The organism is Pseudomonas sp. PDM05 (assembly GCF_014851685.1).
GTDB lineage: Bacteria > Pseudomonadota > Gammaproteobacteria > Pseudomonadales > Pseudomonadaceae > Aquipseudomonas.
Window position 1 is genome coordinate 38,787 of the sequence record NZ_JACVAC010000004.1, and the last position, 20,906, is coordinate 59,692.

At 62.8% G+C, this 20,906-nt stretch carries 15 protein-coding genes; 1 reads left to right on the forward strand and 14 read right to left on the reverse strand.

What is annotated here, in order from left to right; genetic code table 11:
• Positions 1–21: 21 nt before the first annotated feature.
• Genes IB241_RS10175 through IB241_RS10200 form a run of 6 tightly spaced genes read right to left on the reverse strand, consistent with a single transcriptional unit; the run spans position 22 to position 6,941 of the window.
• On the reverse strand, positions 22–783 hold the full coding sequence (locus IB241_RS10175) for a glycosyltransferase family 2 protein (RefSeq protein ID WP_192298281.1): 762 nt from the start codon (positions 781–783) through the stop codon (positions 22–24).
• 46 nt (positions 784–829) lie between these two features.
• Entirely contained in the window at positions 830–1,786 is a 957-nt protein-coding gene (locus IB241_RS10180) for a glycosyltransferase (protein WP_192298282.1), read from the reverse strand.
• 17 nt (positions 1,787–1,803) lie between these two features.
• Positions 1,804–3,177 (reverse strand): PIG-L family deacetylase, encoded by a 1,374-nt coding sequence (locus IB241_RS10185; protein ID WP_192298283.1) that lies wholly within the window; start codon positions 3,175–3,177, stop codon positions 1,804–1,806.
• Positions 3,174–4,070: an antimicrobial resistance protein Mig-14 gene (locus IB241_RS10190; protein WP_192298284.1), complete on the reverse strand. Its 897-nt coding sequence runs from the start codon at positions 4,068–4,070 to the stop codon at positions 3,174–3,176. Before IB241_RS10190 ends, IB241_RS10185 begins: the two co-directional genes overlap by 4 nt.
• Positions 4,070–5,200: a glycosyltransferase gene (locus IB241_RS10195; RefSeq protein ID WP_192298285.1), complete on the reverse strand. Its 1,131-nt coding sequence runs from the start codon at positions 5,198–5,200 to the stop codon at positions 4,070–4,072. Before IB241_RS10195 ends, IB241_RS10190 begins: the two co-directional genes overlap by 1 nt.
• Positions 5,184–6,941, reverse strand: coding sequence for a carbamoyltransferase (locus IB241_RS10200; RefSeq protein ID WP_192298286.1), 1,758 nt, complete (start codon positions 6,939–6,941; stop codon positions 5,184–5,186). The genes IB241_RS10195 and IB241_RS10200 overlap by 17 nt, the downstream gene beginning before the upstream one ends.
• 268 nt (positions 6,942–7,209) lie before the next feature.
• On the opposite strand from IB241_RS10200, the gene IB241_RS10205 reads away from it, so the two are divergent.
• Positions 7,210–9,297 carry a TonB-dependent receptor gene (locus IB241_RS10205; protein ID WP_192298287.1) on the forward strand — a complete coding sequence of 696 codons (2,088 nt, stop codon included), beginning with the start codon at positions 7,210–7,212 and terminating at the stop codon, positions 9,295–9,297.
• Positions 9,298–10,874: 1,577 nt separating this feature from the next.
• On the opposite strand, the gene IB241_RS10210 is transcribed toward IB241_RS10205, so the two are convergent.
• Genes IB241_RS10210 through glnE form a run of 8 tightly spaced genes read right to left on the reverse strand, consistent with a single transcriptional unit; the run spans position 10,875 to position 20,815 of the window.
• Positions 10,875–12,314 (reverse strand): lipopolysaccharide kinase InaA family protein, encoded by a 1,440-nt coding sequence (locus IB241_RS10210; protein ID WP_192298288.1) that lies wholly within the window; start codon positions 12,312–12,314, stop codon positions 10,875–10,877.
• The gene (locus tag IB241_RS10215) at positions 12,314–13,066 is read right to left on the reverse strand and encodes a lipopolysaccharide kinase InaA family protein (protein WP_192298289.1); all 753 of its coding nucleotides are present in this window, start codon (positions 13,064–13,066) and stop codon (positions 12,314–12,316) included. Before IB241_RS10215 ends, IB241_RS10210 begins: the two co-directional genes overlap by 1 nt.
• Complete coding sequence (locus tag IB241_RS10220) at positions 13,063–13,797, reverse strand: lipopolysaccharide kinase InaA family protein (protein ID WP_192298290.1); 735 nt, start codon at positions 13,795–13,797, stop codon at positions 13,063–13,065. The genes IB241_RS10215 and IB241_RS10220 overlap by 4 nt, the downstream gene beginning before the upstream one ends.
• Positions 13,797–14,603 (reverse strand): lipopolysaccharide core heptose(I) kinase RfaP, encoded by an 807-nt coding sequence (rfaP, locus tag IB241_RS10225; protein WP_192298291.1) that lies wholly within the window; start codon positions 14,601–14,603, stop codon positions 13,797–13,799. The genes IB241_RS10220 and rfaP overlap by 1 nt, the downstream gene beginning before the upstream one ends.
• Positions 14,600–15,724 carry a glycosyltransferase family 4 protein gene (locus IB241_RS10230; protein WP_192298292.1) on the reverse strand — a complete coding sequence of 375 codons (1,125 nt, stop codon included), beginning with the start codon at positions 15,722–15,724 and terminating at the stop codon, positions 14,600–14,602. Before IB241_RS10230 ends, rfaP begins: the two co-directional genes overlap by 4 nt.
• Positions 15,724–16,785, reverse strand: a complete 1,062-nt coding sequence (gene waaC / locus IB241_RS10235) for a lipopolysaccharide heptosyltransferase I (protein ID WP_192298293.1) — start codon at positions 16,783–16,785, stop codon at positions 15,724–15,726. Before waaC ends, IB241_RS10230 begins: the two co-directional genes overlap by 1 nt.
• A gap of 1 nt (position 16,786) precedes the next feature.
• Positions 16,787–17,821 carry a lipopolysaccharide heptosyltransferase II gene (gene waaF / locus IB241_RS10240; RefSeq protein WP_192298294.1) on the reverse strand — a complete coding sequence of 345 codons (1,035 nt, stop codon included), beginning with the start codon at positions 17,819–17,821 and terminating at the stop codon, positions 16,787–16,789.
• Positions 17,822–17,875: 54 nt separating this feature from the next.
• Positions 17,876–20,815, reverse strand: a complete 2,940-nt coding sequence (gene glnE, locus IB241_RS10245; RefSeq protein ID WP_192298295.1) for a bifunctional [glutamate--ammonia ligase]-adenylyl-L-tyrosine phosphorylase/[glutamate--ammonia-ligase] adenylyltransferase — start codon at positions 20,813–20,815, stop codon at positions 17,876–17,878.
• Positions 20,816–20,906 lie beyond the last annotated feature (91 nt).

Genomic DNA, 20,906 nt, shown 5'->3' on the forward strand with positions numbered 1-20,906 from the left:
TTCTGGAGGCGTGCATGCAACTCAATTGACCAGCCAGCCGATGGCGAGGCCCAACAGCAGCATGGCGACCAGCTTGATCCGCTCGCGCCGCTTGCGCTTGGCCTTGTTCAAGCGCTCGGCCGAGGTCGACACATGCAAGCCGAAACCGGTGTGCAATACCGCATCGCCCTCAAGGGTCACGGCCATCAAGTTCAACTGCGCATAGCGCCGCGACAAGCCCTTCTCGCCCTCGAACCCGGCATAAGGCGCGCACAACGCGTACTCCTTGAGGCGGCGCAAACCGGGGTTCAGGGAAAACGCCTGCCACTCCGGCTTGTCGGAGATCAGCGGGTAGCACGGCACCCCACCGATCAGCTCACGCGGCCCCAGATGGATATAGGGGCTGTGCACCTGCAAGTCATAGACAAAGTTGCGCAACCACACCTGGAGCACATCCGGGCGCAGCTCCAACACCGTCTTGGAGTCCTCGACAAACCCCGGGCGGTAAAACTCCCAGTCATCTTCACAATGGAAAATATAGGGTGTCTTCACCGACGCGTAGGCCAGGTCGATGGATGCCAACTGCCCCAGCTTCGGGCGGTTGACGAAGAAAGTGCAATGTTCCTGCCAATGGGCCGGAATCGCCTGGCGTACCGCGTCGTCACCGGCGTCCTCGGTGATGAACACCTCGCGGATGTCAGCCGTGTTGAACACGTCGAAGCTTTCAAGCGTGCGCTTTAACAGATCAAAGCGACCGCAGCTGGTCACTACAAGGGTGATGTCGCTCTGTTCGGAAAATCGCACGTGGGCACCAACAATAAAATGACCGCAATCGACGGCCTGACAGAGGTTACACGCCCAGTTTCAGGCGCAGCGTTTCCAGCAAACTCAACGGCGCACGTGGCCGCAGAGGTGGCTGCAGCACTTCGACAATACGCTGGCCGATACGTGCAAAGCTAAACTGGCTGACAGCCAACTCCTGGCCTTTACGCGCAATATCCGCCGCCAACTGAGGGTTGGCGCGCAACTCGGCGAGTTTTTCCTGCAATTGCGGGATGTCTTTATAGAACACTACGTTGACCTTGTCCTTGAAACCCAGGGCCTGGTTTTCCGCCTCGCCCTGGTCAAACGCCAGCAGCACGCAACCACAGGCCATGGCTTCGAAGTTCTTGATCATGTATTCGCCCATACCCACGTCGGCACTGACAAAAAAGCGGATCCGGTTGAGCGTCGCACAATATTCCTCACCCGACTTGGTACGCGTCACCACCAGCGGCTCGACCCGTGCCAGCTCATCGAGCAACGCCTTGCGCCCGCTGTAGGCCACGCTATTGGTGCTACCGACAAACGCCAGCTCGATGTCACGCTCACGCGCCTGCGGCTGCAACAGCGCCTGGTCGTAGCCCTTGGGCACGAACACCGCGTCGAAGCCTTCCGCACGCAGGCGCTCGGTCACCATGAAGCCCGAGCTGATCACCCGCGCCCAGGGTAAACGGCGGTAATGGGCACTGAATTTTCCGGTGTATTTGCAGGGAATGTAGTTCTGGTAGGCATCGTGTTCGAGGATCACCAGATTGGGGATCGTACGGATAAAACCGACCTGGCGGATTTCCTGCTTGAAACGCAGGAAGAACACGATGCGGTCGTAGCGGGTCACATCGACTTCGCGGCGAAAGTAGCCGCGCAGGTTGCGTTGCTCGGCGCTGCTCAGCCAGCGGGTATCGCATTCGCAATGCTCGGCGATGCCTTCGTAAAGACGATCGAGGATGGCGCGCTGTTCTTTCTGCACCAGAAATAAAACTTTCATGCTCTTCCTTTCACAGGTCACAAACGCCAGAACAACTCATGTCGCCGCACCGCCTTGCGGAAGAACTCGTTCTCCCCGTAAGGCGAGCGCGCGCGCCCGGCCAGTACACGCTGCAACAAGCGCCGGACACGCCGCTTGAAGGGTGGCGCGGGTTGCAGGTCGTGCATCATGCCCAGTGCCATGGCCTTGTCGCGCTGTTGCGCCAACGTCAGCGGCAGGCTGCACGGATGCAGCTCCTGGGTTGCATCGAACAGCGGCGGCAAGGCTATGCCACTGCCAGCGTCGCCCATGGGCCAGCGGTCATTGTCATGCAGATGATTGGCGTAGCCCAGCAGCGTGGTTGGCTGCCACTCCAGGCCTTGCAAGGCCTGCATGACGGCGCTCTGCGCGCAGATATGATCGGGGTGCGGGTCCAGCGCCGAGTACGGCAGCACGATCACTTCAGGGCGCGCCATCAACAGCACCGCGCGCAGGTCGGCCAGCAGGTTATTCCAGGTCGGCAAGCCGTCGCTATCCGACGGCAGCGGGAACGGATTGAACTGGCGAAACGGCCGCACATCGCTCAGCTCGGCTTCACGGGAGGCGAAGGGCTGGGCTGGCGCGGCCTGCATGGCTTGCAATTGCAGGCAGAAATAACCCAGTTGCACGCAGTGTGCCTGGGGTACGCCCGCCCATAGCGGCACGGCGATGCTGTCCCAGGCGCGCAGGCGGCCCTTGATGCGCGCGGCTTCGACCGTGTCCAGGCCCATCTGCTGATAGTGTTCGGCTTCGATTTCGCCCGCCGTGAGGGTAACGATCCACGGCTTTTCGGCCTGGCTGTAGAGCCCGAAAGCGGCCAGTTCGGCATCGTCGGCGTGGGGCGCGATGACCATCACGCGCTGGGCGCTGTAATCCGGCTGGGTCCAGGCCCACAGGCGCGGCGTGCCGAGCAGGCGACAATGGCGACCACGCAGCTGCAACTGATCCAGCGCCAAACCGCTGAGGTTGAGATAACGCACGCCGTTGACCCCACGCTCAAAGGTTTGGCGGTCGTCACCCAGGGCAATGTTCGGGTCGAGAAAGCGTCCCAGCCAGGTGCTTTTGACTGTGATCGCCAGCACCAGCGTGGCGTCTGCGGCGACCGGTTGATCGAGCAACAAGCGCCCGTTCTCCAGGCGCACGCCGGGTAACTCGGCATCGGCCGAGAAGCGGTATTGATAGTCTTCGTTGGGAGCATAAAACAGGTGGTCGGCAAACCACGCTTCGTGAGCGACCCAGGCCAGCACGGCCAACAGCAATGGCAACCACCAGGCCACCAGGATGCCGATCAGCACCAGCAGCAACACACCAATCAACAGCGCCATGCGCTTGTTGCGCCGATGGCGCTTGAGCAATTGCTGCTTGCGAGTCATGAGCTGAACACCTGCACAGGGTTGCACCAGCGGTCCTTGTACTCGCGGTCGGCACGCCCAAACGAAAAGCGCAGCGGCTTGCCGACTTCACGGGCCTGTTCCCAGGCGCTCTGGGTGTTGAGAAAGCTCAACACGCTGCCGGGGCTGAAGGCACGGGTTTCAGGGTCGACCCCGCCGTTGACGTACTCCACGCTGATCCACTCTGGCGACTCGACCCGGTACACCAACTGGATCGCGATAGGCGCGTCGTTGAGAAAGATCACCGAGCCGATCAACCACTCGCGCAGCAATTCGATCACCTCGGCCAAACGCTCGGCCCCCGTTGCGACAAAGCCCCAGCGACGCAGGAACAGGTCGCAGTAGATCGACGCCAGCTCAGTGCTGGAAAACTCGCTGACCGGCCGTACCACCCCGCCCGCCTCTTCCAGCAGGCGCAGTTCGCGGCGCTGGTTGTAGCGGAATTTCTTCGACAAGTCTTCGGGCGTGCGCGCCATGGCCAACTGCTCGGCCTGGGGCTTGAGCCCCGTGAAACGGCCTTCATTGAGCCCCGACAGGTAACGCCCACGCTGGCGCAGTGGCGCCTGCGCATCGGCAGCGGCCGGCAGGATGATCTCGGCATTGCCCAGGTCGAACAGGCCTTTCTTGCCGCTGCGCTTGAGCACGTCCTTGGACAAGGCCAAGTCGCGGCCCCAGGTGGCAATGCACGCCTTGAGTTCACCGGCCTGTTCCCAGGCCAGGTAGCGCACCGGAATAGCCGCCAGCCCGGCCAGGCGTTCGATCACTTGCGGATGCGTCGCGACGCTGCCGCCAAAACGCTGCCAGGCCTGGCTGTAGGCAGGTGCATCGACGACGGTCCAGCCGCGCTCGCGCCAGCCTTGGAATCGATTGAGCATCAAGCCCTCGCGGTCAGTTCAATAACGTGTGGCAGTTGCCAGAAAGCAGTGCGTACCGCCTGATCCGAGAAGCGCGCGTGCAGACGCTCCAGCATCAGCTCGGCGCACTGGCGTCGCTGGTGTTGATCCATCGCGGCCAGGTGCCCCAGGCCCTGGGCCAGGTGCTCGGCGTCGCCGAAGGGGAACAGGATGCCCACGCCTTCGACCACTTCCTTGGCGCCGCCACAAGCGGTGGCCAGCAACGGTACGCCGGCGGCCATGGCTTCAAGCAGCACCATGCCGAACGGCTCGTGGTCGGAGCTCAGGGCAAACACGTCAAACCCGCGGAAATAGCGACGCGCATCCGGCACCTGGCCGAGGAACAGGACCTTGTCGGCAATCCCCAGTTCACGCGCCAGCTCCTTGAGGTCCTGCTCCAGGCGGCCGGTGCCGAGGATCGCCAGGCGGCTTTCGGCGGGCAACCGAGGCAAGGCCAGGGCGAAGCCCTTGAGCAGCGTGGCCTGGTCCTTGTCCGGGTGCAGGCGGCCGACGTTGCCGACCACCCACTCATCCGGCGAGAGCCCGAGGGCGTCCCGCGCCTCGTCCTTCGAGACTTGCAGGGCCTGCATGGCCTCGACATCGATGCGGTTGTACAAGGTCTGGATGCGCGCCGCCGGCCAGTTCGGCAGGCAACGGCGGATGTCGTCGCGCACGGCGTCGGAGACACCCAGCAAGCTCAGGCGCTTGCGGAAAATCGAAGCGAACAGGCGGCGGCCACGACGCTGGTAGTCACCAAAGGCGTGATGCACGCCGATCACCTGCAAACGCGTCGCGAGCAAGGCGACGTAGATCGGCTTGGCGCGGTGCGCAATACAGAAACTGAAGTTGCGCGATGCGGCAATCTTGCGCATCTCGGCGATGGCGCCCAGCTTCAAGCCACGAATGGCCTTGGAGCTGAACTCCATGAACAACACTTCATCAGAGGCGCAACCGGCCGCGACCTCAGGGTCGGCGACCCCGGTGAGAAACACCGTGGTCACCTTGTAGCCGGAGCCTGCGAACAAACTGGCGTACTGCCGCGCGCAGTCCAGGAACGGCCCGTCATAGCCGTGGCAGAACTGCAGGACGTGGCGATCAGCCGAGCGAGTCATAAGGGTCCACGCCGTCCTTGACCACCAGGATGTCTTCCATGATCAGGTACTGCAGGTCGGACCCGAAGAACATGTCCAGCGCGTCTTTCGGCGAGCAGATCATCGCTTCGCCACGACGGTTGAGCGAGGTGTTCAGCGACACGCCGTTGCCGGTCAGCACTTCCAGCTCTTTCATCATGTCGTAGTAGCGCGGGTTGTATTCGCGCTTGAGCACCTGGGCGCGGGAAGTGCCATCTTCATGGACCACTTCCGGCACGCGGGTCTTCCACTCTTCCGACACTTCAAAGGTGAAGGTCATGAACGGCGCCGGGTGATCGACCTTGATCATCTGCGGGGCCACGGTGTCGAGCATCGACGGGCAGAAAGGCCTCCAGCGCTCGCGGAACTTGATCTGGTGGTTGATACGGTCAGCCACGCCGGTGGCGCTTGGGCAACCGATGATCGAACGACCGCCAAGGGCACGCGGGCCAAACTCCATGCGGCCCTGGAACCAGGCCACCGGGTTGCCGTCGACCATGATCTTGGCGATGCGTTTAGGCATGTTCTCGATCTTGCGCCATACCGGCTTGCTCGCGTGCTTGGCGCACGCCGCGATCACGTCTTCGTTGCTGTAGGACGGGCCGAGGTAGACGTGTTCCATCTTCTCCACGGGTACACCCCGGGCGTGGGACACGTAGGCCGCCGCGCCCACCGCAGTACCGGCATCGCCGGACGCCGGCTGCACGAACAGCTCTTTCACGTCGTCGCGGGCAATGATCTTCTGGTTCAGCTTGACGTTCAGCGCGCAACCGCCGGCGAAGGCCAGCTTGCCGGTGTCCTTGAGGATGTCGCCCAGGTAGTGGTCGATCATCTGCAAGGCCAGCTTTTCGAACAGTGCTTGCATGCTGGCGGCGTAGTGAATGTACGGCTCGTCGGCGATGTCGCCTTCGCGTTTCGGGCCCAGCCACTCGATCAGTTTCGGCGAGAAGTAGAAACCCTTGCCCTTCTCTTTGTAGCGACGCAGGCCGATGACGTTGGCGTAGTCGGTGTTGATCACCAGTTCGCCGTTTTCAAACGAGGCCAGGCGCGAGAAATCGTATTTGCTAGCGTCGCCGTACGGCGCCATGCCCATGACCTTGAACTCGCCGTCGAGCATCTCGAAACCGAGGAACTCGGTGATCGCGCCATACAGGCCGCCGAGGGAGTCCGGATCGTAGAATTCCTTGATCTTGTGGATCTTGCCGTTCTCGCCATAACCGAAGAACGTGGTGGCGTACTCACCTTTACCGTCGATGCCGAGGATCGCGGTTTTCTCCTGGAAGCCGGAGCAGTGGTAGGCGCTGGAAGCGTGGGCCAAGTGGTGTTCAACCGGCTCGATCTTGATTTTCTTCGGATCGAAGCCCAGTTGCTCCAGGCACCAGACGATCTTGTTGCGATAGCGCTTGTAGCGACGATTGCCCATCAGGATCGCGTCGAGGGCGCGGTCCGGGGCGTACCAGTAACGCTTGGCGTAGTGCCAGCGCGCCTCGCCGAACAGGCTGATCGGGGCGAACGGGATCGCCACTACGTCAACGTCGGAGGGCTTGATACCGGCTTGTTCCAGGCAGAACTTCGCCGATTCGTAGGGCATGCGGTTCTTTGCATGTTTGTCGCGTACGAAGCGCTCTTCTTCGGCGGCCGCGATCAGCTTGCCGTCGATATACAGGGCTGCGGAAGGATCATGGCTAAGGGCGCCGGACAGGCCAAGAATCGTCAATGCCACAGGGGTCTAGCCTCTTTTAGTCTGCATGCAGGCGGGTTACGCCGCGAAAAAGTGTGCTTCCCGCCTGGGCAGGAAACAGCTAAAGGGCGGGATTATAGCTTAAAACCAGTGGGGAGCTGTTAGCGGCAAGCGCCAAGCTGATGGGGGCAGTCTGTAGGATTGCGTCTAGAGTCAGGTCAGACGTAGCCAAAGGCGCAGCCAGAGGATTCGTTAAACAGTGAAAGAATCGCTAGAATCCCGCGTTTGCCGCACTCTGCCTGGTTATCTGATGAAAATTGCTGGTCCTGCTCACCTCCCTCTTATTGCCGGCTTGCTCGGTTTTTGCGGCCTCGCGATGGGCGACGATTTGCCACTGGTCCTCGACCCCAGCGTCGTCACCGGCTCACGCAGCGCCAGCCCGACGTTTGACCTGCCGTATTCGGTGGACGCCATCAGCCGCGAGCAGATCAGTGACGGCCAGCTCGGCATCAACGCTTCCGAAGCCCTCTCCCGCGTACCCGGCCTGGTGGTGCAGAACCGCCAGAACTATGCCCAGGACCTGCAGATTTCCTCCCGTGGCTTCGGCGCCCGCTCGGCGTTCGGAGTCCGCGGCCTCAAGCTGATCGCCGACGGCATCCCCGCCAGCACCCCGGACGGCCAGGGCCAGGCCGCTACGTTCAACCTCGACACCGCCGAGCGCATCGAAGTGCTGCGCGGCCCGGCGGCCACCCTGTACGGCAGCAACGCCGGTGGCGTGATCCAGATGTTCTCCCGCAACGGCGAAGGCCCGCCGCGCATCGGCGCCGAGACCCTGGTGGGCAGCGACGGCCTGAGCAAAAACCACCTGAGCGCCGAAGGCGCGGCCAACGGCGCCGGTTTTGTCCTCGACGCCTCGCGCATGGACACCGACGGCTACCGCGACCACAGCAGCGCACGGCGTGACCAGACGTTCGCCAAGCTCAATTTCCAGCCGGATGACGACAGCAAGTTGGCGCTGATCTACAGCAGTTTGGAGCAGGACGGCACGCAGGACCCGCTGGGACAGACGTGGGAAGCGTACAAGGCTGATCCGCGCTCGGTAGCCACCGGGGCGTTGACGTACAACACACGCAAAAGCATTGATCATCAGCAGTTGGGGATGAATTACGAGCGGTATGTCGGCGAGGCGACGCTGCAAGTGAATGCGTATACGGGGCGGCGGAGTGTGATTCAGTACTTGTCGATTCCCAAGGGCACGCCGTCCAACGAGCGCGGCGGCGGCGTGGTGCAATTCGACCGCAAATTCTACGGCGGCAGCGTGCGCTGGATGCAACCCATTGAGAGCGCACCGGGCGAACTGATGATCATCACCGGCCTGGACTTTGATCAGAGCGAAGACAGTCGCCATGGCTATCAAAACTACAGCGGCACCACCCTTGGTGTGAAAGGCGAGCTACGTCGTGATGAAATCGACACCGCCCGCAGCCTTGACCCTTACATTCAAGCCAATTGGGCTCTGGGCAACTGGACCCTGCAAGCCGGCGTACGCCATAGCACCATGGAACTTGACGTTGACGATCAATACCTGAGCAACGGTGACGCCAGCGGCAACAAGACCTATCAGAAAAACACCCCGTCGATGAGCGTGATGTACGCCTTCACGCCGCAGTTGCACGGCTACGTCAGTGCCGGTAAAGGCTTTGAAACGCCTACCCAGGCTGAATTGGCCTACGCACCGGGGAATGTCGAAGGCTTCAACTTCGGCCTAAAACCGTCTGAAAGTACTCAATATGAAATGGGCCTGAAGGCACAGCTGAACGACACCCGGATCAACGCTGCTGTGTTCCAAATAACCACAGAAGATGAGCTGGTGATCAGCCAATCCCTCCAAGGCCGCACCAGCTACCAAAACGCCGGCCGCACCCTGCGCCGCGGCTTCGAGCTGGGCATTGAAAGCCAGCTCAGCGAACAGTGGAGCACCAACCTCGCCTACACCCGCCTGCAAGCCACCTACGACAGTGACTTCACCAACAACGCAAAGGCTATTGAAAAGGGCAACTACCTCCCCGGCGTGCCCCAAACCACCCTGTTCGCCGAACTCAACTGGAAGCCCCGCGACTGGGTCAGCACCGCCATCGAAGGCCTGTACCGCAGCAAGGTCTATGTCGAAGACACCAACAGCGAGCGCGCCGCACCGGCCTACAGCGTGTTCAACTGGCGTGCGCGCTTCGAGCAGAAGGTCGAACACTGGACCTTCCACCAGACCCTGCGCCTGGACAACCTGCTGGACCGTCAGTACGTCGGCTCGGTGATCGTCGGCGACAGCAACAACCGCTACTACGAAGCCGCCCCCGGCCGCTCGTGGTACGCCGGTGCCGGCGCCGAATACCAATTCTAAAACCGCCAAAAATCAACTGTTGAAGCTGGCTTATGTGGGAGCTGGCTTGCCTGCGATAGCGCTGCATCAGGCACTGATGTGCAAACTGACACGCCGCCTTCGCGGGCAAGCCCGCTCCCACAGTTGATTGGTGTTGCTGGGCTGTCGCCGTTCGGCTGGGTATCAAGAACTTGCGGCAGGACGCAGGTCTGGCGTGTGTGGGAGCTGGCTTGCCTGCGATAGCGTTGCATCAGGCGCTGATGTGCAAACTGACACGCCGCCTTCGCGGGCAAGCCCGCTCCCACAGTTGATTGGTGTTGCTGGGCTGTCGCCGTTCGGCTGGGTATCAAGAACTTGCGGCAGGACGCAGGTCTGGCTTGTGTGGGAGCTGGCTTGCCTGCGATAGCGCTGCATCAGGCGCTGATGTGCAAACTGACACGCCGCCTTCGCGGGCAAGCCCGCTCCCACAGTCGATTGGTGTTGCAGGGCTGTCGCCGTTCGACTGGGTATCAAGAACTTGCGGCAGGACGCAGGTCTGGCTTGTGTGGGAGCTGGCTTGCCTGCGATAGCGGTGCATCAGGCACCGATGTGCAAACTGACACGCCGCCTTCGCGGGCAAGCCCGCTCCCACAGTTGATTGGTGTTGCTGGGCTGTCGCCGTTCGGCTGGGTATCAAGAATTTGCGGCAGGACGCAGGTCTGGCGTGTGTGGGAGCTGGCTTGCCTGCGATAGCGTTGCATCAGGCACTGATGTGCAAACTGACACGCCGCCTTCGCGGGCAAGCCCGCTCCCACAGTTGATTGGTGTTGCTGGGCTGTCGCCGTTCGGCTGGGTATCAAGAACTTGCGGCAGGACGCAGGTCTGGCGTGTGTGGGAGCTGGCTTGCCTGCGATAGCGGTGCATCAGGCACTGATGTGCAAACTGACACGCCGTATTCGCGGGCAAGCCCGCTCCCACAGTTGATTGGTGTTGCTGGGCTGTCGCCGTTCGGCTGGGTATCAAGAACTTGCGGCAGGACGCAGGTCTGGCTTGTGTGGGAGCTGGCTTGCCTGCGATAGCGGCGTATCAGGCACTGATGTGCAAACTGACACGCCGCCTTCGCGGGCAAGCCCGCTCCCACAGTCGATTGGTGTTGCAGGGCTGTCGCCGTTCGGCTGGGTATCAAGAACTTACGGCAGGACGCAGGTATCAGGCACTGATGTGCAAACTGACACGCCGTCTTCGCGGGCAAGCCCGCTCCCACAGTTGATTGGTGTTGCTGGGCTGTCGCCGTTCGGCTGGGTATCAAGAACTTGCGGCAGGACGCAGGTCTGGCGTGTGTGGGAGCTGGCTTGCCTGCGATAGCGGTGCATCAGGCGCTGATGTGCAAACTGACACGCCGCCTTCGCGGGCAAGCCCGCTCCCACAGTTGATTGGTGTTGCTGGGCTGTCGCCGTTCGGCTGGGTATCAAGAACTTGCGGCAGGACGCAGGTCTGGCATGTGTGGGAGCTGGCTTGCCTGCGATAGCGTTGCATCAGGCACTGATGTGCAAGCTGACACGCCGCCTTCGCGGGCAAGCCCGCTCCCACATTGATCTGCTTCCACCTTTTGAGCGCGATCAGACCTGCACTGGCAAGCGCTGGTCGATGAGTTTGTACAGCGCACTCTCCGGCGCCCAGTTGCGCATAAACCGCGCGCGGTCCTTGGCGTAGGCCGTGGCGAAGCTGGCATTGCTGCTGTGTTGGCGCATTGCATCGAGGTCGATCAGCGACCAGCGCCCCTTATCCCAGAACAGGTTGTGCCCCTTGAAATCACCATGACTGATGCGCTCACGGATCAGTTCGGCGAATAAATGATCCAGGGCCAGCAACTCACTTTCCGGGGCGTCACCGCGTTCAACATAGGGCGCAAAACGCTCGATGATGTCCGGGCCCGGCAGGTGCTCGGTGATCAGGTAAGCGCGGCTGCGCAGCCAGAAAAAGCGCTTCTCCAACACCGCCAGCGGTTTGGGTGTGGCGATGCCGAGGAACGCCAGGCGATTGCCTTCGCGCCAGGAGTGCCACGCGCGGCTCGGGCGCCAGAAGCGCTTGAGCCAATGGACGAAACCCTTGATGTTGTAGCGCTTGATCACCAGCGGGCGGCCCGCCACGTCGACCTTGGCCACGGTGGCCGCGCCTCCGGTCTTGAAGAGGTGCCCCCTGTCGAGCAACGCGTCGGCCTGGTCCAGCACCGGCAGCATCGCGGCCTCTTCTTCGCGACGGATCGCGCGCAAGGCAAACGGCCCACGTAGCACGCTGAACAGGGTGCACTCGCGGCCGACCTTGTTGAGGAAATCCTTCAGGCGCCAGGCACTGACCTTGCGCACCTGTTTTTCCAGGGCTTGCAGCGGCAAGGCGTGCTCACCGTTGCTCAGCAGGTAATACACCAACAACTCTTCGGTGAACGGCTCGAGGTTTTTCGGCAACTGGGCGAAAAATACCCCGAGGTTTTCCAGCACGCGGTCACGCGACAGCGGCTTGCCCGCCTCTTGCACGCGAATCCCGGCGCCATCGATCAAATACAGTTTGCCGTCCTGGCGCAGCAGGTTGTCCAGGTGCAGATCTTCCTGCCACAGGCCCTTGGCGTGCATCTGCGCAATCGCGCCCAGTGCTTCGGCGAGGACCGCGGTTTGTTCGTCGGCCAACGGTGGCAGGTCTTCGACGGCCTGCCAGGCATCGGCCAGGCTTTCGGCGCCGTCGATGAACTCAAAGAGCAGCCAGCCGCCCTCACCTTCCTGCAAACCGTCGGCGAGCAACGGCGGCGTGGTCAGGCCTTGTGCGGCGAGCAGGCGCACGCCGTTGAGTTCGCGCTGAAAATGCCGCGCCGCCTTGCTGCCCACCAGCAACTTGGCCAGTACCGGACGCCCGCGCCAAACCGCCGCGCCCACATAGCGCTCGCCCGGCAACACGCGTAACAGGCTCAGCAGTTGCAGTTGGCCGGGGCCCGCCGCGTCGGCCAGCTCAAGGGTCAGTGGCAAGTCGGGGGTACGGCCGGCGGTTTTCAGCTCGGACAAACGCATCAACGGTTTTCCTTGTGGCTACGACGGGCATTCAGGCGCTGATACCAAGTGGCGACCAGCGCGCTGTCCTCAGGCTGATCGAGGTACGCCGCCAACAGTTGGCGCACGTGGGCATCCGACCATTGCGGCGCGCGACGCAGCAACGGCTCCAGATCCTTGACCCGATCACGCCAGCCGAACAGCAGCGGGCGGGTCTTCTCCAGGTCGATCAGCTGCGCAGCGTAGCCGTCGCCGGTGGCCTGCAAAAAAATATGCTTGGGGTAAAAACAGCCGTGCACCTGGCCGACGCTGTGCAGATGCCGCGCCAATTGACCGCAGGCGCGCAGGATGGCGCCGTGCTGGGCGTCGCTCAGTTGCGGCCACTCGTCGAGCAGTGAATCCAGGTCATTCCAGCCGTCGAGGGCGCGGGTCAGCAGCATTGCACGATGCTCACCGGCGACCTTGCGCTCGCCGTAGAACGCCGCCTGCAATGCCGGGATACCGAGCTTGCGGTAACGGCTGATATTGCGGAATTCGCGGGAGAAACTCGGCTCGCCAAACGGCCGGTGCAGGCTGCGCGTCAGGTAGTTGCTCTGGCGCTTGAGGTAGTAGCCGTGGCCGTCGAGTTCCAGGCGAAACACGCTGCTCCAGCCACCACGGCTGGTGTTCGGCTCGTCCACCGCATCGAGTTGCTTGGCCCACAACGCATCAAACGTGGCGAGACCATGGCGCTCCAGCAGCGCACGGTCTTCAGCCGCCAGGAAGTCAGTCATTCGCGCCCCTCAAAAAACTTCACCACGTGGCGAATCCGCTGCTTGTCCGATGCACTCAGGTGCCGGCGCTGGCGGTACTGCATGTAGAAACGCAGGCGCTGGGTGGCCGACAAGTGATACTTGGCGACCTTGTCCAGGCACGCCAGGTCCTTGGTGATGCGGTACTTGAGCCAGAACCCGCGCCAGAAGTCGCCGTTGGGGCAATCGATCAGGTACAGGGTCGACTGGTCGTCGATCAGCAGGTTGCGCCACTTCAAGTCGTTATGGGTGAAGCGGTGATCGTGCATGGTGCGCGTGTATTCGGCGAGCTGACGGCTCACCGCATCGACCCACTTCGGATCGTGCAGGCGTGCATCGTCGCGCTCGGCCAGCACCGACAAATCTTCGGTGCGCGGCAATTCGCGGGTGATCATCGCGCCACGGTCATAGGCCAGGCCGTTGCGCTCCAGGCCCCAGGCGACCACGTCGGCGGTGGGAATGCCCCATTTGGCGAAACGCTTGAGGTTCTGCCATTCGGACTTGACCCGCGGCTTGCCCAGGTAGCGGCGCAGGCCCTTGCCGGCGCCGGTGTAGCGCTTGACGTAGTAATTGACCCCACCGCGCTCCACGCGGATCACTTCCGACAGCGGGTCGTGGGTCAGTTGCTCGCCTTGCAGGGCGAAGACCGCTTCAAGGCTGCCAAAATCATGCGCCAGGCTGGCGTAGGCCGGCTCCAGGTTCCAACCCGCCATCAGATCGCATCTCCGTAGCGTTGTTTGCGTGCGTAGAGCTTGTCGGCCTTGCGTTGCATCAGGTTCAGCGACGCCGATTGTTCGGCGAGGACCTGGCGCAGCGGCTGGCGGAAATAGCCCTTGAGGAAGCGCAACTTGTCGCGTCGGGTCAGGCCGATGTCCAGCGCCGAGTAGTACAACGCGGACAGGTCCTTGTCGCGCCAGCGCAGCGGCAAATGCGCGCGCAATTGGGCGCGGTGCAGGTCGATCACCGACAGCTTGATGTTGTTGGCGTCGATCGGTTGCGAGGTGTCGAGCAGGAAGTGGCACAGGTAGCAGTCGCGATGGTTCACGCCGCCACGGTGCATATCGCCGACCATGCGCGCCAGCTCAAAGGTGAGCGCATGGCGCAACGCCGGTGCCGGCGGTTGCGCGACCCAGTCGAGGGTCAGGTCTTCGAGGCTGAGGGTCGGCGCCAGTTCTTCGGTGATGATGAACGAGTGCTGATCCGCTGGATTGTTGCCCTTCTCGCCGAACGCCACGCCGGTCATGGTCGGCACGCCGAGATCCTGCAGGCGGTGAATGGCCGCCCACTCAAGGCCCGCGCCGAGCACCGGCAGCTTGGCGGTGATCAGGTTCTTGAAGATCTCGCCCCAGCCGATGCCACGGTGGATCTTCACGAAATAAGGACGGCCCTCAACCACGGTGCGCAATGTGCGCCGCGCCGCCAGTTCGCGGAATACTTCGCCTTGCAGTTTCTCGACTTCGGCAAAGGCGTCACGCCCGGCCCACAACGTCTTGAACGGTTCGGCAAGAATCAACTTCATCGTTTCGGCTCCGCCAGAATCACATCCGCAGCGTGCTGCGGCATGCTGTAGAGGTCGGCCGTCTCGGCGAAGGCCAACCCATTGCGGCCCCAGGCCGCGCGCTGTGCAGTGTCGCTGAGCATTTGCGTCAGGTAGCGGTTGAGCTGGGTTTGTTCGAATGGCTCATCCAGCACAAGGCCGCAATCGGCTTCGGCGATGTAATGGGCATAACCACATACCGCCGAGACCAGCACCGGCAGCCCGGCGACCAGGGCTTCGAGCAATACGGTGCCGGTGTTTTCGTTGTACGCCGGGTGGATCAACAGGTCGGCGCCCAGCAGGAAACGCGGGATGTCGCTGCGGCCCTTGAGGAACTGCACGTTATCCCCCAGGCCCAGCGTCGCGCTTTGCAGCTGGAATACCTTGGGGTCGTCCTGGCCGATTACAAACAGGCGCGTGCGTTTTTTCAGCTCCGCTGGCAGCGCGGCCACGGCCTTGAGGCTGCGGTCGACGCCCTTGGTCTTGAAGCCCGAGCCGATCTGCACCAGCAGCAGGTCGTCATCAGCGAGGTTGAATTCCTTGCGGAAACCTTCGCGGATTTCGGCGGCATTCGGCGGTGCGCGACGGTCCTGGGCAATGCCTGGCGGCAGCAGATGGAAGCGTTCCAGCGGGGTGTCGTAATACTTGATGAACAGCGGCTGCTGCACTTCGGAGATCATCAGAACCTGGGTCTTGGCGTCCTTGGCAAACACCGCGCGCTCGTACTCGGCGAAGTGCTTGTAGCGGCCAAAGTAGCGGTACAGCGAGTGCCGCAGGTTCTGCGCCTTATCTTCAAAGCAGCCGTCGGCGGCGTAGTACACGTCAAGGCCGGGCATTTTGTTGAACCCGATCAGGCGGTCCACCGGGCGCTTGGCCAGGTCGGCAGCCATCCAGGCACTGAGTTTCTCGTTGCGTCGATGGTTGAAGAACGCCTTGACCGGCGCCACCAGCACTTCGAAGCCGGGCGGGATGTCGCCTTCCCAGATCAGTGTGTAGACACGGATCTGGTGGCCGCGCTGCTGGCACTCCAGGGCGATGCGCATGAAGTCGCGCTGCAAGCCGCCGAAGGGGAAGTATTTGTACAAAACGAAAGCCAGTTGCATCAGTGCAGCTCCTCAGCCAATAACAACGTGCTCAGTCGGCTGGCCACACGCTCAGGGTTCAGGCGCGTGAAACACAGGGGCGACTCGCGCTTGAGGTCGAACCGACGCTGGTCGTCGGCCGTCGGTTGATAGGTACATTGTTTTTGCAGGCACGGCGCGCACGGGAAGTCGCTGCCCAGGTGAATCTGGCCCTTGCCGTAGGCGCCGGTGAGGCCGGGGTTGGTCGGGCCGAACAGGGAGATGGTCGGCACATCCAGCGCGGCGGCCAGGTGGCCGAGACCGGTGTCCACCGCCACACAGGCGCGGGCGCCGGCCAATACGCGGGCGATGCCGGCCAGGTTCAGCCTGGGCAGTACTTCGGCGTTTGGCAGGCCTTGGGCCAGGCGCTCGGCGCGGGCTTTTTCGGCGGCGTTGCCCCACGGCAACTTCACGTCCACACCCAGGCGACCCATGCGCTCGGCAAGTTCGCGCCAGTAGGCTTCGGGCCAGTGCTTGGTGTCCCAGGTGGTGCCGTGCAGCAGCAGGACGAAAGGCTTTTTCGGCGGCAGGCCGAGCAGCTTGTCGACGCTCAGACCGTAGTCGCCCAAGCCTTTGGGCAGGTCATAACCGAGGGCCACGGCAAACAGCTGGCGCAAGCGCTCCACCGCGTGCTGCCCACGGGCGACGGCCAGGCGGCGCGAGTAGAAGCGTGCGGCGATGGGCTCACGGGCGGAGTTTTTGTCGAAACCGGCAATCGGCGCACGCACGTAGCGGGTCAGCCAGGCACTTTTGAACAGGCCTTGGGCGTCGATCACCAAGTCGTATCTGGTCGACTGGACTTGCTGCTTGAAGCGCCGCCACTCGCCGCTCTTGATGGTCTGCCAGAGGTTCTTGCGCCAGCGGCGGATCGCCACCGGGATCACCTTGTCGACGGCCGGGTGCCAGGTCGGAATCTCGGCGAAGCCTTCTTCCACGACCCAGTCGAACCGGATGCCGGGGATCGCCCGCGCGGCGTCGGTGAGTGCCGGCAGCGCATGGATCACGTCGCCCAGGGATGAGGTCTTGATTACCAGTACGCGCAAACTATCGGACCTCGACCGCAGAGTCCTGCAAGCGCTGCAAGGCCTCGTTCACCGGCTGCGGCAGCAACTGGCGCATGCAGTTGTAGTGGCCGAAGCGGCAAGTGCGATCAAAACACGGGCTGCACTCCAGGCCCAGGCGCACCACCTCGACCTTGTCGGCCAGCGGCGGGGTGAAGCCAGGGGACGTGGAGCCGTACACCGCCACCAGAGGGCGGTTCAGCGCGGCGGCGACGTGCATCAGGCCAGAGTCGTTGGACACCACCGAATCGGCGCAGGACAGCAGGTCGATAGCCTCGGCGAGGGACGTGTCGCCACTCAGGTTGACCGCTTCTTCACGCAGGCCAGGAATCAGGCGCTGACGAATATCCTCGCCGACCGGATGGTCCTTCTTCGAACCAAACAGCCACACCTGCCAGCCTTCGCGGATTTTCATCTCGGCGACCTTGGCGTAATGCTCCGACGGCCAGCGCTTGGACTCGCCAAACTCAGCCCCCGGGCACAGCGCCAACACCGGACGGTCCAGGCTCAGGCCGAACTTGGCCAGGGCCGCATCGCGGCTCAGCGGGTCGATCTGCAAGCTGGGGCGCGGATACGGCTTGGGCAGCTCGGCACCCGGCTCGTAGGCCAGGGCCATGAAGCGTTCGATCATCAGCGGGTAGCGTGTCTTGTCGAGCGTGCGCACGTCGTTGAGCAGCACGTAGCGGAACTCGCCGCGCCAGCCGGTGCGCTTGGGAATACCGGCAAAAAACGGCACCAACGCGGACTTCAGCGAGTTGGGCAGCAGGATCGCCTGGTCGTACGCGCCGGCCAGGGATTTGCCGATGCGACGACGGGTCGCAAGCTCCAGGGCCCCATGACCGAGCGGGAAGCTCAAGGCCTGGCGGACTTCGGGCATGCGTTCAAGGATCGGTCGGCTCCACTCGGGGGCGAGCACGTCGATCTGGCAGTCGGGATGACGTTGTTTCAGGCACTGGAACAGTGTCTGCGCCATCACCATGTCACCGACCCAACTGGGCCCAACGATCAAAATATTCATGTAGTTTCCACAAACGATGCGGGGAGGCTTATGCCTCCCCGCCCTAATAGTGTTTCAGCTCAAGCCCAGCTCCTGCCAGATTCGCATCACCTGGCGCCGTTCGTCGGCAAACTGCTCGCCGGTCACCGTCCCCGCCTCGTTTTGCAACGCCTGGCGGTGCGCGGCGGAACGGTAGGCCTTATACACCTCGCGCAGCAGATGGGCATCGGCGGCGGGCATCAACCCCACCTGCTCCAGACCTTCCAGAATGCGGATATTGTCGGTGTAGCGCAGCAACGATGGATGTTGCGCAGACCACGCCAAAGCCGCGTATTGCACCATAAATTCAATATCGACGATACCTCCGGCGTCCTGCTTGAGGTCGAACGCCACCGTGGCGTCGAAGGCATTGGCGCCGGTACCGGCCGCCGTGCCCTTGGTGCCCAGGTTGTCACGCATCTTGGCGCGCATCTCGCTGACCTCCTGGCGCAGCGTCGTCAGGTCGCGCTCACGCCCCAGCACCTTGGCCCGTACCTGCTCGAACGCATGGCCGACATCCTGGCTACCCACCAGCACCCGCGCGCGAATCAGAGCCTGATGCTCCCAGGTCCAGGCTTCGTTTTCCTGATAGCGCTCGAACGCGCCCAACGAACTGACCAGCAGCCCGGAGGCGCCGGACGGACGCAGGCGCATATCGACTTCGTACAACTGGCCGGAGTTGGTCTGGGTGGTCAGCAAGTGAATGATGCGCTGGCCCAGGCGCGTGAAGAACTGCGCACCATCAATCGGCTTGGCGCCATCGGTTTCGGCCTGGGGGTCACCGTCGTGGATGAACACCAGGTCCAGATCCGAACCATGCCCCAGTTCGATGCCGCCGACTTTCCCATAACCGACAATGATGAAGCCAGGATCGCACAGGGTGCCGTCCACCCGCTGCGGTGAGCCGTGGCGCGCCACGGTCTGGCGCCAGGCCAGGGCCAGCACTTGTTCGAGGATGGCCTCGGCGAGCCAGGTCAGGTAGTCGCTGACTTTCATCAACGGCAGGCTGCCGGCGATTTCCGAGGCCGCGACGCGCAGGCGGTGGGCCAGTTTGAAGTGGCGCAGGGCTTCCATTTGTTGCTCGAGGTCGTCCTCGGGGATGCGCGTGAGGCGCTCGCGCAGTTCGGCCGCCAACTCAGGGGCCAACGGAGGCTTGAACAGACGGCCTTCGTTGAGCAATTCGTCGAGCAGCAACGGGAAGCGCGTGATCTGCTCGGCGATCCACGGGCTGGCGGCGCACAGGGTCAGCAGGCGGCGCAGGGCGTCGGGGTTTTCCGTGAGCAGCACCAGGTAGGCGGAACGACGGGCCACGGCTTCCACCAGCGGCAATACGCGCTCCAGCACCAGGTCCGGGTTGGCATGCTCGACGGCCTGGGCCAGCAGGCGCGGGATAAACGCATCCAGGCGCTCGCGACCGAGGCGCTGCATCGCACGCAATTGCGGGCTGCTGCGCAGGCCGGCCAAGGCCTTGAGGGCCTTGGGCGCGTCACTGAAACCGCCTTCGGCCAACTGACGGCAAGCGGCCTCTTCATCCTGGGACTCTTCCCACAGCGGCAACCACTCGCCGCCCACGACCAACTCGCTTTCTTCGCCCTCTTCTTCATCCGGGTCGGCGATCACCTGACGGAAGTGCCAGTCCACTCGACCGCGCCAATACATCAAGCGCTCATGGAAGGCCGCCCAATCATCAAAGCCCAGAATGAAGGCAATACGCGCCTGATCTTCCTCGGTGTCCGGGAGCATTTGCGTCTGGCGGTCGGCAATCGCCTGGATCGCGTGTTCGGTGTAACGCAGGAATTCGTAGCCATCGCGCAACTCGGCGATCACCGCCGGCGGCAGGTAGCCCTGGCCTTCAAGGGTGCCAAGGACCTTGAGCAGCGGCCGTTGTTGCAAGCTGAGGTCGCGGCCGCCGTGGATCAGCTGGAAGGCCTGGGCGATGAACTCCACCTCGCGGATGCCGCCCGCGCCCAACTTGATATTGTCGGCCATGCCCTTGCGCCGCACTTCCTGCTGGATCAGCTGTTTCATGGTGCGCAGCGCTTCGATGGCGGAGAAGTCCAGGTAACGGCGATAGACGAACGGTCGCAGCATGTCGAGCAACTGCGCACCGGCCACCTGATCGCCCGCAACTACCCGCGCCTTGATCATGGCGTAGCGCTCCCAGTCGCGCCCCTGGTCCTGGTAATACTGCTCCAGCGCGTTGAAGCTGAGCACCAGCGAGCCCGACGAGCCATAAGGACGCAGGCGCATGTCGACGCGGAACACAAAACCGTCGACGGTCATCGGATCGAGGGCCTTGATCAGTTTTTGACCAAGGCGAATAAAGAACTCCTGATTATCCAGCGCCCGCTTCACACCCACCGTTTCGCCGCCTTCGGGGTACGCGAAGATCAGGTCGATGTCCGATGACAGGTTCAGCTCCACCGCACCGAGCTTGCCCATGCCGAGGATGACCATGTGCTGCGGCTCACCGCTGCGCCGGCCGGTGGGGGTACCGAATTGTGTGCTGTGGCGCTGGTACAGCCATTGGTACGCCTGGTCGATGCTGGCGTCGGCCATGTCGGAGAGGTCGCGACAGGTTTGTACCAGGTCTGCCTGGCGGGTCAGGTCGCGCCAGATGATGCGCACTTGATGACGGGTACGCTGGCGGCGCAGGACGCGGCCCAGCTCATCTTCTGTTTCAGCCTGTTGCACAGCGCCAGCAATCTGCCCACACAGCTCGCCGGGGGCGAAACCGCGGTCCAGCTCGCCCCAGGCCACCAGCTCCAGCAACATCAAAGGGTCACGAACGCTCTGTTCAATCACGAAATCACTGGCGGCGCACACACGGGCAAAGTCGGCCCAGCGTTGCGGCGACCACGCAGAAAGGCCATGATCGTCGCCCAGCGCGGCCACTGCGTCACGAAATGACTGCTCGGCCCGGCTGGCGTAAGGCAGGAGGATGGCCGGCAAGTTGGCCAGCGTTGGAAGGCTCATGGTCTATCCTTGATCGGCGCGTAATTGACTGATTGCGGTGCCGACAAGAACCCCACGCGGCGACGAACTGTCGAACAAAGGTTATAAATAG

What these genes read in the sequence shown, in the direction of transcription:
- IB241_RS10190 (WP_192298284.1), bottom strand. Translation starts at nt 4,070, where the DNA reads ATGCTCAATCGATTCCAAGGCTGGCGCGAGCGCGGCTGGACCGTCGTC.
- IB241_RS10230 (WP_192298292.1), bottom strand. Translation starts at nt 15,724, where the DNA reads ATGCAACTGGCTTTCGTTTTGTACAAATACTTCCCCTTCGGCGGCTTG.
- waaF (WP_192298294.1), bottom strand. Translation starts at nt 17,821, where the DNA reads ATGAATATTTTGATCGTTGGGCCCAGTTGGGTCGGTGACATGGTGATG.
- rfaP (WP_192298291.1), bottom strand. Translation starts at nt 14,603, where the DNA reads ATGAAGTTGATTCTTGCCGAACCGTTCAAGACGTTGTGGGCCGGGCGT.
- IB241_RS10215 (WP_192298289.1), bottom strand. Translation starts at nt 13,066, where the DNA reads ATGACTGACTTCCTGGCGGCTGAAGACCGTGCGCTGCTGGAGCGCCAT.
- IB241_RS10180 (WP_192298282.1), bottom strand. Translation starts at nt 1,786, where the DNA reads ATGAAAGTTTTATTTCTGGTGCAGAAAGAACAGCGCGCCATCCTCGAT.
- IB241_RS10210 (WP_192298288.1), bottom strand. Translation starts at nt 12,314, where the DNA reads ATGCGTTTGTCCGAGCTGAAAACCGCCGGCCGTACCCCCGACTTGCCA.
- IB241_RS10220 (WP_192298290.1), bottom strand. Translation starts at nt 13,797, where the DNA reads ATGGCGGGTTGGAACCTGGAGCCGGCCTACGCCAGCCTGGCGCATGAT.
- IB241_RS10205 (WP_192298287.1), top strand. Translation starts at nt 7,210, where the DNA reads ATGAAAATTGCTGGTCCTGCTCACCTCCCTCTTATTGCCGGCTTGCTC.
- IB241_RS10185 (WP_192298283.1), bottom strand. Translation starts at nt 3,177, where the DNA reads ATGACTCGCAAGCAGCAATTGCTCAAGCGCCATCGGCGCAACAAGCGC.
- glnE (WP_192298295.1), bottom strand. Translation starts at nt 20,815, where the DNA reads ATGAGCCTTCCAACGCTGGCCAACTTGCCGGCCATCCTCCTGCCTTAC.
- IB241_RS10195 (WP_192298285.1), bottom strand. Translation starts at nt 5,200, where the DNA reads ATGACTCGCTCGGCTGATCGCCACGTCCTGCAGTTCTGCCACGGCTAT.